The sequence below is a fragment of the Aliiroseovarius pelagivivens genome, assembly GCF_900302485.1.
In the GTDB taxonomy this organism is placed as follows: Bacteria; Pseudomonadota; Alphaproteobacteria; order Rhodobacterales; family Rhodobacteraceae; genus Aliiroseovarius; species Aliiroseovarius pelagivivens.
On record NZ_OMOI01000001.1, the window covers coordinates 950,650 to 963,251 of the forward strand.

Annotated in this window: 16 protein-coding genes; all 16 read left to right on the forward strand. The window is 58.1% G+C overall.

All coding sequences use genetic code 11. The features are described from left to right. Positions 1-16 precede the first annotated feature (16 nt). The 16 genes from ALP8811_RS04645 (at position 17) to nuoK (ending at position 12,602) form a co-directional block, all read left to right on the forward strand. The gene (locus ALP8811_RS04645) at positions 17-382 is read left to right on the forward strand and encodes a hypothetical protein (RefSeq protein ID WP_108855997.1); all 366 of its coding nucleotides are present in this window, start codon (positions 17-19) and stop codon (positions 380-382) included. A gap of 310 nt (positions 383-692) precedes the next feature. Continuing rightward, positions 693-1,058, forward strand: a complete 366-nt coding sequence (locus tag ALP8811_RS04650) for an NADH-quinone oxidoreductase subunit A (protein ID WP_108855998.1) — start codon at positions 693-695, stop codon at positions 1,056-1,058. After that, complete coding sequence (locus ALP8811_RS04655; RefSeq protein ID WP_108855999.1) at positions 1,049-1,582, forward strand: NuoB/complex I 20 kDa subunit family protein; 534 nt, start codon at positions 1,049-1,051, stop codon at positions 1,580-1,582. The genes ALP8811_RS04650 and ALP8811_RS04655 overlap by 10 nt, the downstream gene beginning before the upstream one ends. A gap of 3 nt (positions 1,583-1,585) precedes the next feature. Next, positions 1,586-2,197 (forward strand): NADH-quinone oxidoreductase subunit C, encoded by a 612-nt coding sequence (locus ALP8811_RS04660; protein ID WP_108856000.1) that lies wholly within the window; start codon positions 1,586-1,588, stop codon positions 2,195-2,197. A 5-nt stretch (positions 2,198-2,202) separates the two neighbouring features. Next, on the forward strand, positions 2,203-3,060 hold the full coding sequence (locus tag ALP8811_RS04665) for a sulfotransferase (RefSeq protein ID WP_181363689.1): 858 nt from the start codon (positions 2,203-2,205) through the stop codon (positions 3,058-3,060). Next, complete coding sequence (locus tag ALP8811_RS04670) at positions 3,060-4,280, forward strand: NADH-quinone oxidoreductase subunit D (protein WP_108857430.1); 1,221 nt, start codon at positions 3,060-3,062, stop codon at positions 4,278-4,280. The genes ALP8811_RS04665 and ALP8811_RS04670 overlap by 1 nt, the downstream gene beginning before the upstream one ends. Next, positions 4,280-5,455, forward strand: a complete 1,176-nt coding sequence (locus tag ALP8811_RS04675; protein ID WP_108856002.1) for an NADH-quinone oxidoreductase subunit E — start codon at positions 4,280-4,282, stop codon at positions 5,453-5,455. Before ALP8811_RS04670 ends, ALP8811_RS04675 begins: the two co-directional genes overlap by 1 nt. A gap of 9 nt (positions 5,456-5,464) precedes the next feature. After that, positions 5,465-5,689 (forward strand): DUF5337 domain-containing protein, encoded by a 225-nt coding sequence (locus tag ALP8811_RS04680; RefSeq protein ID WP_108856003.1) that lies wholly within the window; start codon positions 5,465-5,467, stop codon positions 5,687-5,689. 6 nt (positions 5,690-5,695) lie between these two features. After that, positions 5,696-6,991: an NADH-quinone oxidoreductase subunit NuoF gene (nuoF, locus tag ALP8811_RS04685; RefSeq protein ID WP_108856004.1), complete on the forward strand. Its 1,296-nt coding sequence runs from the start codon at positions 5,696-5,698 to the stop codon at positions 6,989-6,991. A gap of 147 nt (positions 6,992-7,138) precedes the next feature. After that, positions 7,139-7,549, forward strand: a complete 411-nt coding sequence (locus ALP8811_RS04690; RefSeq protein WP_146183990.1) for a DUF5333 domain-containing protein — start codon at positions 7,139-7,141, stop codon at positions 7,547-7,549. A gap of 59 nt (positions 7,550-7,608) precedes the next feature. After that, positions 7,609-9,630 carry an NADH-quinone oxidoreductase subunit NuoG gene (gene nuoG / locus ALP8811_RS04695; RefSeq protein WP_108856006.1) on the forward strand — a complete coding sequence of 674 codons (2,022 nt, stop codon included), beginning with the start codon at positions 7,609-7,611 and terminating at the stop codon, positions 9,628-9,630. A 37-nt stretch (positions 9,631-9,667) separates the two neighbouring features. After that, positions 9,668-10,705, forward strand: a complete 1,038-nt coding sequence (gene nuoH, locus ALP8811_RS04700) for an NADH-quinone oxidoreductase subunit NuoH (protein WP_108856007.1) — start codon at positions 9,668-9,670, stop codon at positions 10,703-10,705. A gap of 3 nt (positions 10,706-10,708) precedes the next feature. After that, entirely contained in the window at positions 10,709-11,200 is a 492-nt protein-coding gene (nuoI, locus tag ALP8811_RS04705) for an NADH-quinone oxidoreductase subunit NuoI (protein WP_108856008.1), read from the forward strand. Positions 11,201-11,209: 9 nt separating this feature from the next. After that, positions 11,210-11,617: a carboxymuconolactone decarboxylase family protein gene (locus ALP8811_RS04710; protein WP_108856009.1), complete on the forward strand. Its 408-nt coding sequence runs from the start codon at positions 11,210-11,212 to the stop codon at positions 11,615-11,617. After that, positions 11,614-12,228, forward strand: a complete 615-nt coding sequence (locus tag ALP8811_RS04715; RefSeq protein ID WP_108856010.1) for an NADH-quinone oxidoreductase subunit J — start codon at positions 11,614-11,616, stop codon at positions 12,226-12,228. Before ALP8811_RS04710 ends, ALP8811_RS04715 begins: the two co-directional genes overlap by 4 nt. A 68-nt stretch (positions 12,229-12,296) precedes the next feature. Beyond that, a complete protein-coding gene (gene nuoK, locus ALP8811_RS04720) occupies positions 12,297-12,602 on the forward strand; it encodes an NADH-quinone oxidoreductase subunit NuoK (protein ID WP_108856011.1) in 306 nt (101 codons plus the stop codon).

The window sequence follows — 12,602 nt, forward strand, 5'->3', positions numbered from 1 at the left end:
CTGCTAGGCTCTGCCCATGATCTGGGCTGGCTGGATATACGTGGCGTTGATCGCTGTCCTTGTGTGTTTCCAAGCCTGTATGGCGTTGGGGGCACCCTGGGGGCATCTGGCAAACGGAGGCCGTTGGCGCGGCCGCTTGCCTGCCGGGATGCGCGTGGCGGCCATCGGGCAGGGCGCAATTCTTATCTTCATGGGGACAGCGATGGCGGCGCGGGCTGGCATCGCACCCGATCTGCCGAGCTGGACGTTCTGGGTAGCGCTTGCCATCACAGTTTTGACCACGATTGCCAACCTTGCCACGCCCTCACGCGCTGAACGTATGTTGTGGGGTCCGGTGACCGTTGTCCTGACGTTGTGCGCCCTGCGCCTTGCGTTTGGCTAGGCGGCGAGGCCCATATGGTGAGTCTCTTTTCCGATCCGTCTTTGAGGCGGAAATGCTGCAGATGCTCGGACGCGCTGCAAGGTGGCAAGGAAAATTGATTAACACGTGATGGAATATTCGGGTGCGATTTCATGAGGAACATCGCCCAACCCCCTTACTTTCAACGCGATTGCGACGTGTTATCGACGTTATGCGCTCTTGAATTCAAATGATTGAATGCGATGGCCGGTCGGTTGACCCTGCACCGGTGCGGCGGTAAACCGCACATAGCTAACGAAAGGCGGGAAATCCGCTTTATAAGGAGCCACACGTGGAAGATCTTCTCAGGGAATACCTCCCCATCATCATTTTCCTCGGACTCGCCATTGTTATCGGACTTGTTCTGATCCTTGCCGCCGTTGTGCTGGCAGTCCGCAATCCCGACCCCGAAAAACTTAGTGCTTACGAATGCGGTTTCAATGCCTTCGATGACGCGCGGATGAAATTTGATAGCCGGTTTTATCTGGTGGCGATCCTGTTCATCATTTTCGATCTGGAAATCGCCTTCCTGTTCCCTTGGGCTGTGGCCTTCAAGGACGTCGGGCTCTTGGGTTTCTGGTCAATGATGGTGTTCCTGGCCGTTCTGACGATCGGCTTTGCGTACGAATGGAAGAAAGGGGCACTCGAATGGGAGTGATGACTGGAGCCAACACGGCTGGCGGTGACCGCGAACACGCGACCCGTCTTCTGAATGATCAGTTGGCCGACAAGGGCTTTCTGCTGACCACCACCGACGACATTATCAACTGGGCCCGTACCGGGTCGCTGCACTGGATGACCTTTGGTCTGGCCTGCTGCGCGGTTGAGATGATGCACTCGGCCATGGCACATTATGACCTTGAGCGTTTCGGGACTGCCCCGCGCGCCTCTCCGCGTCAGTCGGACCTGATGATCGTGGCCGGCACGTTGACCAACAAGATGGCGCCTGCGCTGCGCAAGGTTTACGACCAGATGCCTGATCCGCGTTACGTGATCTCGATGGGATCCTGCGCAAACGGCGGTGGCTATTACCACTATTCCTATTCGGTTGTGCGTGGCTGTGACCGTATCGTTCCTGTGGACGTCTATGTTCCGGGCTGCCCGCCGACCGCAGAGGCGCTGCTTTACGGCATCCTGCAACTGCAACGCAAAATCCGCCGCACCGGCACGATTGTGAGGTAAGCGATGAGCGAAGCCCTGAACGAACTTGGCGCCACCATCGAGGCAAAGCGTCCAGACTGCGTCCTCAGCTGGGATATCGCCTATGGCGAGCTGACCGTGAATGTCCCGCTGTCCGGAATTGTACCGTTCATCGAGTTCCTGAAGACGGACACTGCCTGCAAGTTCTCGTCGCTGGTGGACATCACCGCTGTGGACCTGCCAGAACGCGAGCCCCGTTTCGACGTGGTGTACCACTTCTTGTCGATGTACACGAACCAGCGCATCCGTGTGAAAGTGGCCGTGCGCGAAGACGATATGGTGCCCTCGATCACCGAGGTCCACAAATCCGCCAACTGGTTCGAACGCGAAGTTTTCGACATGTTCGGGATCCTGTTTTCGGGCCACCCGGATCTGCGTCGCATCCTGACCGACTATGGCTTCCGTGGCTTCCCGCTGCGCAAAGATTTCCCGACCACCGGCTATACCGAAGTGCGGTATGACGAAGTCGAGAAACGCGTAGTTTATGAACCCGTGACCCTGACGCAGGACTATCGCCAGTTCGACTTCATGTCCCCATGGGAGGGTGCAAACTACATCCTGCCGGGCGACGAGAAAACGGAAGAGGCCAAAGGCTGATCCTGATGAGTGGGCAAACCTTCATATTCTGCATTGGGGCAACGAAGGCCGGCACCAGCTGGCTGTACGACTACCTCAATTCGCATCGGGAGTGTCAGCTTCCGGCGGTGAAGGAGCTTCACTATTTTGACGCGCTCGAGCATGGCAGCGGGGCATGGCACCGCAAGCAGCTTGAAGAGCGGCTGGAAGGCGTGCGCGCCAAACTGGCCGCAGACGACACCCCGAAGCCGCATCAGAAGCGCTTGCTGGCTGATGGCGAGGATTGGCTGAACGCATTTGACGGGGAAACCCGCGATGATGAAGCCTATCTGCAGTTTGTTCGCAAAGCTTCGGGTGATGCAAAGCTGATCGGCGACTTCACTCCGGCCTATGGCATGCTGAAAGAAGCGACCTTCCGTGCAATGGCTGGGCTGACGGACAAGGTGCGCTTTGTCTTTTTGATGCGTGACCCGGTGGAACGCATCTGGTCGAACATCCGCATGGTTGTGGGCAACCAGGGACGTGCCGCATTGGACGCCAAGATCAAGGGCGTTCTGGACGGGACGGCTACGAATATCCTTGAGCGGTCGAACTATCGCCGCACTCTGAACCGTCTCAGCGCGGCCATGCCGTCCGAGATGTTTCACATTGAATTTTACGAACGGCTGTTTACGCCTGATGCAATCGCCCGTCTCTGTGCCTTTTTGGGGATCACCCCGGAACCTGCACAGTACGAACGCGTGGTACATCGCAGCGTGTCTGCCGATCTGCCTGCGGCCCAACGGGCCCAACTTCAGGCAGCACTGAAACCGCAATACAATTTCGTCGAGAAGTTCATGGGTGAGCTTCCGTCGGAATGGACCCAGAAGATGGTGAGCGTATGATGGACGGATCCAAGAGCTTCGAAGACGCCAAAACCGGCGAACAGAAGATCCGAAACTTTAACATCAACTTCGGGCCTCAGCACCCGGCGGCACACGGCGTGCTGCGCATGGTGCTTGAGCTGGACGGCGAGATTGTCGAGCGGGCCGACCCGCATATCGGCCTTCTGCACCGTGGCACCGAAAAGCTGATGGAAAGCCGCACGTATCTGCAGAACCTGCCGTATTTTGACCGTCTGGACTATGTGGCTCCGATGAACCAGGAACACGCTTGGTGTCTGGCGATCGAGAAACTGGCCGGCGTTGAAGTGCCGCGTCGCGGTCAGCTGATCCGCGTGCTGTACTCGGAAATCGGCCGTATTCTGAACCACCTTCTGAACATCACCACTCAGGCAATGGACGTGGGTGCGTTGACCCCGCCACTTTGGGGTTTTGTCGAACGTGAAGCCCTGATGGGTTTTTACGAACGTGCTTGTGGCGCCCGTCTGCACGCTGCCTATTTCCGTCCCGGTGGTGTGCATCAGGATCTGCCGCCCGAGCTGATCGACGATATCGAGACGTGGGCGCATCATTTCCCGACCCGTATCAAGGATCTGGACGAGCTTCTGACCGAAAACCGCATCTTCAAACAGCGTAACGCTGATATTGGCGTGGTGGACGAACAGGACATTCTGGATTGGGGCTTCTCGGGGGTGATGGTCCGTGGATCCGGTCTGGCATGGGATTTGCGCCGCGCGCAGCCTTACGAATGCTATGACGAGTTCGAGTTCCAGATCCCCGTCGGCAAAAACGGCGACTGCTATGACCGCTATCTTGTCCGCATGGAAGAGATGCGCCAGTCGCTGTCGATCATCCTGCAATGTGTTGAAAAACTGCGTGCCCCCGAAGGGCAGGGCGACGTTTTGGCCCGTGGCAAGCTGACCCCGCCCAAGCGCAGCGACATGAAACAGTCGATGGAAAGCCTGATCCACCATTTCAAGCTTTACACCGAAGGCTTTAAACTGCCCGAAGGCGAGGTATATGCCGCCGTTGAAGCGCCCAAGGGCGAATTCGGTGTGTATCTGGTGTCGGACGGGTCCAACAAACCCTACCGCTCGAAAATCCGCGCGCCCGGGTTCTTGCACCTTCAGGCAATGGACTATGTGGCCAGTGGCCACCAACTGGCAGACGTCGCCGCCATCATCGGCACCATGGACGTCGTGTTTGGGGAGATCGACCGCTAATGCTTCGCCGTCTGCATCATGAACAGCCCGAAAGCTTTGCTTTCACGCCAGCCAACCTTGCTTGGGCGGAAGGGCAGATCACGAAATATCCCGAGGGACGTCAGGCCTCGGCTGTGATTCCGCTTTTGTGGCGTGCACAGGAACAGGAAGGCTGGCTGACCAAGCCCGCGATTGAAGCTGTGGCCGACATGCTGGGCATGGCCTATATCCGCGTGCTGGAAGTGGCCTCGTTCTATTTCATGTTCCAACTGCAGCCTGTTGGCTCGGTCGCGCATATCCAGATTTGCGGCACCACGGGTTGCATGATCTGCGGCGCGGAAGACCTGATCGCGGTCTGTCGCGAGAAGATCGCCGACAAGCCGCATGTTGTGTCCGATGACGGCAAGCTGAGCTGGGAAGAGGTCGAGTGCCTTGGATCCTGCACCAACGCGCCGATGGCCCAAATCGGTAAGGACTATTACGAAGATTTGACCGCCGAGAGCTTCGCCAAGATCGTGGACGAGCTACGTGCAGGCAATGTACCCACGCCCGGCCCGCAGAATGGTCGCTATGCGGCAGAGCCTCTGTCCGGTCTGACCTCGTTGACCGAGTATGATAGCGGCAAGACGCAGTATAACGCGTCGGTTCAGCTGGCCACGGATATCGGCGACACGGTCAAGCGCATCGACGGCACCGAAGTTCCGCTTCTGACGCCGTGGATCGGTAAGGATGGGATCGTGGCTGGTCGCAATGCCGCCGCCCCGACGCCGAAAGCGCCCGAGACCGGCAAGACGGCTGCTCAGCAGGCCAAACCGGCTGCCAAGAAAGCGGCGCCCAAGAAGGTCGCACCGAAGAATGCCGCACCGAAGAAAGCCGAGAAGGCCGAGGCCGCTCCCGCAGCGACTGGCACGGCAAAGAAACCTCGTACCCTGAAAGCCCCCCGCAAAGCCGGTGCGGATGATCTGAAACAGCTCAAGGGCGTCGGTCCCAAGCTGGAGCAGACCTTGAACGAGCTTGGGTTCTGGCATTTCGACCAGGTCGCCAAATGGGGCGCGGACGAGATCGCCTGGGTCGACGATAATCTGAAATTCAAAGGCCGGATCGAACGGGACGGCTGGGTAGAACAAGCCAAAATTCTGGCCGAGGGCGGAGAGACCGAATTCTCGTCCAAGGTCAAAAAAGGCAAGGTCTACTAAGGAATGAACATGGCAACCGACTCGCAAAACAACATCAGACGTCAGGGGCGTATGGCAGCACTTGTCATAGCTGCGACGGGGCTGTTGTGGGTCGGTGGCACGTTTGCTGGCAACAGCCTTGGCTGGTCCAATCGGACCATGGCATTGGTGGATATGCTGGCACTGGCCGGTTTTGTTTTCGGACTGGTCGTAACGTATCGGATCTGGCGTCAGCGTCAGACGGATGAAGGATAGAAGCGAATGCTGCAGGATAAAGACCGGATCTTTACCAACCTCTATGGCATGCACGAACGCACCCTTGCGGGCGCCAAAGCGCGCGGCCACTGGGACGGCACAGCCGGGATCATCAAAAAAGGCCGTGACTGGATCATCGACCAGATGAAAGCCTCGGGCCTGCGGGGCCGTGGTGGGGCGGGCTTCCCGACCGGTCTGAAATGGTCTTTCATGCCGAAGGAAAGCGATGGGCGTCCGGCCTATCTGGTGATCAACGCGGACGAATCCGAACCCGGCACCTGTAAAGACCGCGAGATCATGCGCCATGATCCGCACACGCTGATCGAAGGCGCGCTGATTGCGTCTTTCGCGATGAATGCCAACACCGCCTACATCTATATCCGCGGCGAGTTCATCCGCGAGCGTGAAGCGCTGCAAGCGGCGATTGACGAAGCCTATGACGCGGGTCTTCTGGGCAAGAACGCTGCGAAATCTGGCTGGGACTTCGACCTGTTCCTGCATCACGGGGCAGGCGCGTACATCTGCGGTGAAGAAACCGCGCTGATCGAAAGCCTTGAAGGCAAGAAGGGCATGCCCCGCATGAAGCCTCCTTTCCCGGCAGGCGCGGGCCTGTATGGTTGCCCGACTACGGTAAACAACGTGGAATCGATTGCGGTTGTGCCGACCATTCTGCGCCGTGGTCCGGAATGGTTTGCGGGCTTTGGCCGCCCCAACAATGCGGGCACCAAACTGTTTGGCATTTCGGGCCACGTGAACAACCCATGCGTGGTTGAAGAGGCCATGTCGATCAGCTTCGAAGAGCTGATTGAAAAGCATTGCGGCGGTATTCGCGGTGGTTGGGACAATCTGAAAGCGGTTATTCCCGGTGGATCGTCCGTGCCCTGTGTTCGCGCTGAAAACATGCGCGACGCGATCATGGATTTCGATTACCTGCGCGGCGAGCTGGGTTCGGGTCTTGGGACTGCGGCGGTGATTGTGATGGATCAATCCACCGACATGATCAAAGCGATCTGGCGCCTGTCGAAATTCTATAAGCACGAAAGCTGCGGCCAGTGTACGCCGTGCCGTGAAGGCACCGGCTGGATGATGCGCGTGATGGATCGTCTGGTTAAAGGCGAGGCAGATGTCGAGGAAATCGACATGCTGTGGGACGTGACCAAGCAGGTCGAAGGCCACACAATCTGTGCGCTTGGTGACGCGGCTGCGTGGCCGATCCAGGGCCTGATCCGCAATTTCCGAGACGAAATCGAAGACCGTATCCGTGTGAATAAGCAGGGTAAAGTCAGCATCGCTGCCGAGTAAGCGCGAACTGTAGAGAGAAACCAGTACGATGAACAAGCAACGCAACATACTGAAAATAGGCGATTTTACGCCCGTTTTGGCGTGTTGTTATTGCATGACAACGCCTCTGCTTCCCATCTCCTTTGTAAACAAAGGAGTTTTGAGATGATGAGTATTCGTACTGTTTTTCTGGCCGCTGGCCTGTCCGCAACTGCCGGGATGGCACACGCCACAGACTATGATCCGCTGCGTAGCGACAGCCGCATGCATGCCGAACTGCTTGGCGCGTCTGTTGCCTATCTGATCGACGAAAACTGTGACGCGCTGAGCTTGCGTAAGCTGCGCCTTCTGAACAAGGCGTTTTCTCTGCGTAAACACGCCATGTCGCTGGGGTTCTCGCACAGCGAGGTCATGGACTATGTGGACAGCGATACCGAACAAGACCGTTTCCGCGCCATTGCCGAGCCTCTTTTGGCGTCGAAAGGTGTGGTTGAGGGTCAGGAAGAAACTTATTGCACGGTTGGCCGTGCAGAGATTGAAAAGCGCTCTTTTACGGGCTCGTTACTATACGAGCGCTGAGGGCATGAACGTGTGGGCACGGTGAAAACACCGGCTCATGGAACGAAAAAGGGACCGTGATGAGCGACCTGAAAAAGATCGTCATTGACGACATGGAAGTCGAAGTGGACGGCGCGATGACGCTGATCCAGGCATGTGAAGTGGCCGGGATCGAGGTTCCGCGTTTCTGCTATCACGAACGTCTGTCGATTGCGGGCAACTGCCGCATGTGTCTGGTCGAGGTCGTGGGCGGTCCGCCCAAGCCGGCAGCTTCCTGTGCCATGCAGGTGCGCGATTTGCGCCCCGGTCCAGAAGGGCAACCTCCGGTCGTGAAAACCAACTCGCCCATGGTCAAGAAGGCCCGCGAAGGCGTGATGGAATTCATGCTGATCAACCACCCGCTGGATTGCCCGATTTGCGATCAGGGCGGCGAATGCGATCTGCAGGATCAGGCCATGGCATATGGCATGGCTGGCACGCGCTTTAACGAGATGAAGCGCTCGGTCGACGATCTGGACCTTGGGCCGCTGGTCGGCACCGCGATGACCCGTTGCATCAGCTGCACCCGCTGCGTTCGCTTTACCTCGGAAATCGCAGGTATCACGCAGATGGGCCAAACCGGTCGCGGTGAAGATGCCGAGATCACTAGCTATCTGAACCAGACGCTGGACAGCAATCTTCAGGGCAACATCATCGACCTCTGCCCGGTCGGTGCTCTGACTTCGAAACCTTACGCCTTCACCGCCCGCCCGTGGGAACTGACCAAGACCGAGACCATCGACGTGATGGACGCGCTTGGATCGAACATCCGCGTGGACACCAAGGGTCGCGAAGTCATGCGTGTGCTGCCGCGCAACCATGACGGCGTGAATGAAGAATGGATTTCCGACAAGACGCGTTTCATCTGGGACGGTCTGCGTCGTCAGCGTTTGGACACGCCTTATATCCGCGAAAACGGCAAATTGCGCAAAGCCACCTGGGGGGAGGCTCTGACGAAAACTGCCGAAGCGATGAAGGGTGCGACCAAGGTTGCCGGCCTGATCGGTGATCTGGCGTCTGCCGAGGCAGCGTTCTCGCTGAAGACCCTGATCGAGGGGCTTGGCGGCAACGTCGAATGCCGCACCGACAATGCGCGTCTGCCGATTGGCAACCGTTCGGGTTACGTCGGTACGGCGTCGATCGAAGACATCGACAACGCCAAGTTCATCCAGCTGATCGGTACCAACCCGCGTGTTGAAGCTCCGGTCCTGAACGCCCGGATCCGGAAGGCCTGGCTGAAAGGTGCTGAGGTTGGTCTGGTCGGTGAAGCCGTTGATCTGACCTATGACTACGCGCACGTGGGCACTGACCGCGCCGCGTTGGAAAGCATCGTGGGCAAGGACTACGGCGCCGTGAAAGACGCGCCGTCGGTGGTGATCGTCGGGCAGGGTGCCTTGCGTGAAGCCGATGGTCTGGCGGTTCTGTCCAATGCCATGAAGCTGGCCGAGGACACGGGCTCGAAACTCATGATCCTGCACACCGCTGCTGGTCGTGTGGGCGCGATGGATCTGGGCGCTGTTACCGAAGGTGGCATGGAAGCCGCCACAACCGGCGCCGATGTGATCTTTAACATGGGTGCGGACGAGATCGAAATCGCTGATGGCCCGTTCGTGATCTATCAGGGTAGCCACGGTGATCGCGGTGCAATGCGCGCCGATGTGATCCTGCCGGGTGCGGCCTATACCGAGGAAAGCGGCCTGTTCGTGAACACCGAAGGCCGCCCGCAGGTTGCACTGCGCGCCAATTTCGCACCGGGTGAGGCCAAGGAAAACTGGGCCATCCTGCGTGCGCTGTCGGCTGAGCTGGGTGCGACCCTGCCTTGGGACACCCAAGCAGGCCTGCGCCGCGCAATGGTCGAAGCCGCTCCGGTTCTGGGTGGTGTAGATCAGGTGACTGACAACGAATGGCAGGCTTTGCCGGTCGAAAAAATGGGCAATGCGTCCTTCCGCTATGTGATTGGCGATTTCTATCTGACCAACCCGATTGCACGGGCGTCGGAAGTGATGGCCGAACTGTCCGCGCAGGCTCGTGCCCGCTCGGGTGCGCAGCTCGCTGCTGAATGAAATATGGAATACCTACGGTCTGAGGGCATGAAGAGATATGTATGAATTCTTCACCACAACAAACTTAGGCATCGCGCTTTTGATCATTGGTCAGTGTCTGCTGATCGTGGTTCCGCTTTTGGTGGCGCTGGCCTTTCTGCTCTATTTCGACCGCAAGGTCTGGGCAGCCGTTCAGCTGCGCAAAGGTCCCAACGTTGTTGGGGCTTTCGGCGTGCTGCAATCCTTTGCGGACTTCCTGAAATACGTGCTGAAGGAAATCGTGGTGCCTGCGGGCGCGGACCGGTTTGTCTTCATGCTGGCACCGCTGCTCAGCTTCGTCTTGGCGATGGTCGCCTGGGCGGTGATCCCGTTCAACGATGACTGGGTGCTGGCCGATGTGAACGTGGCGATCCTGTTCGTTTTCGCGGTCTCCTCGCTTGAGGTGTACGGCGTGATCATGGGTGGTTGGGCGTCGAACTCGAAATATCCGTTCCTTGGCTCGCTGCGCTCGGCGGCACAGATGATTTCCTACGAAGTCTCGATCGGTCTGATCATCATCGGTGTGATCATCTCGACCGGGTCGATGAACTTCGGCGACATCGTGAACGCGCAAGACGGCGCAGGGCTGCTTAGCTGGTACTGGCTGCCGCACTTCCCGATGGTCTTCCTGTTTCTGATCTCGGCATTGGCGGAAACAAACCGCCCACCGTTTGACCTTCCGGAAGCGGAATCGGAACTCGTCGCGGGTTACCAGGTTGAATACTCGTCGACCCCGTTCCTGCTGTTCATGATCGGCGAATATGTGGCCATCGTTCTGATGTGTACGCTGATCTCGATCCTGTTCTTCGGCGGCTGGCTGTCGCCGGTCGAGGCCCTGCCGGATGGTATCCTGTGGCTGTTTGCGAAGATCTTCTTCTTCTTCTTCGTCTTCTCAATGGTGAAAGCCATCACGCCGCGCTATCGCTATGACCAACTGATGCGCATTGGCTGGAAAGTCTTCCTGCCGCTGTCGCTGGGCTGGGTCGTTCTGGTCGCATTCTTCGCCCAATACGGGGCATTCTGGGGCGCTTATGCCCGCTGGACCGTGGGGGGCTGATCAATGGCATTCGATTACGCACGCGCAACGAAATACTTCCTGCTGATGGACTTTATGAAAGGGTTCCAGCTGGGCCTGAAGTATTTCTTCGCCAAGAAGGCAACGATCAACTACCCGTTTGAGAAGGGCCCGCTGTCCCCGCGTTTCCGCGGCGAACACGCACTGCGCCGTTATCCGAACGGGGAAGAGCGTTGCATCGCCTGTAAACTGTGCGAGGCTATCTGCCCCGCGCAAGCGATCACCATCGACGCGGAACCCCGCGAAGACGGATCGCGCCGCACCACGCGCTATGACATCGACATGACCAAATGCATCTATTGCGGTTTCTGCCAGGAAGCTTGCCCGGTGGATGCGGTCGTCGAAGGTCCGAATTTCGAGTTCGCGACGGAAACCCGCGAAGAGCTGTTCTATGACAAGGCAAAACTGCTTGAGAACGGCGAACGCTGGGAAGCCGAGATCGCGCGCAACATCGAACTTGACGCGCCTTACCGCTGAGGAAATCCAATGGACGACTTTTCTAAGAAATACGCTGAAATGGTGGAGCAGGGCACGCTGATGCTCCGCGCCTTCAACCCTGCGCTCGAGAAGTTCGTTCCCGAGGGTCTGGACAAGCTGATGCCCACCATGCCGAAAGACATGATGGACATGATGTTCGGCAATACCTTCAACAAAGACGGGCTGGATTCAAAAACCCGTATGTTGGTGGGCCTTGCCGGGCTTGTCGCAGCCGGCGCGCAAGCCGGACCTCAGCTGAAAGTGACCGTGCGCCATGCTTTGGAAGCGGGTGCCACCGAAAAAGAGATCGCGGAAGTGATCTATCAAATGTCCATGTTGGGCGGCCTGCCGGCGATGAACCGGGCGCTTGAAGAAGCAAATGCCGTCTTTGCCGAAAACGAGGAGGGGAACGCATGAGCGTTGCCGATTTCGCCTTTTACCTCTTTGCCATGACCACCGTGGTCGGCGGGTTCTTTACCGTGATGGCAAGAAACCCCGTCCACTCGGTCCTGTGGCTGATCACTGCCTTCATCGGCGCAACGGGCCTGTTTGTCCTGCTGGGCGCCGAGTTCGTGGCGATGCTTCTGATGATCGTCTATGTGGGCGCGGTTGCGGTGCTGTTCCTGTTCGTCGTCATGATGCTGGATGTGGACTTCGCGGCCCTGAAGGCCGAGATGTCGAAGTCTCTACCGCTGGCGCTCTTGATCGGGGTCATCCTGCTGATGGAACTGGGCACGATCTTCGGCGTTTGGCAGTTTGCTGACGGGGCCGAGGCCGCACGCGCAGCCGTCACCCCCGCGCTGGATGTGGCTCATAACACCGAAGCTCTGGGGCAGATCCTCTACACCCAATACATTCTGCTTTTCCAGTTGGCTGGTTTGATCCTGCTGGTCGCCATGATCGGCGCCATCGTCCTGACCTTGCGCCACCGTACGAATGTGAAGCGCCAGAACGTAATGGCCCAGATGCACCGCGACCCGGCCAAAGCGATGGAGATCATCGACGTGAAACCGGGGCAGGGGCTTTAAGAGGCTGAGATGAACAAGAACAAAACGATGTGGGTGCCAAACGAAGCACCCGGAATGGAAGGGACAAAATGGTAGGTCTTGAACACTATCTCGCAGTTGGTGCGGCGCTGTTCGTCATCGGCATTTTCGGGCTCTTCCTGAACCGTAAGAACGTCATCATTTTGCTGATGTCGATCGAACTGATGCTTCTTTCCGTGAACATCAACCTCGTCGCCTTTTCGTCCTATCTGGGCGATCTGACGGGGCAGGTCTTCACGCTCTTTGTACTGACTGTGGCCGCTGCTGAAGCCGCCATTGGTCTGGCGATCCTTGTCAGCTTCTTCCGCAACCGCGGCACGATTGCTGTCGAAGATGTCAACGTGATGAAAGGCTAA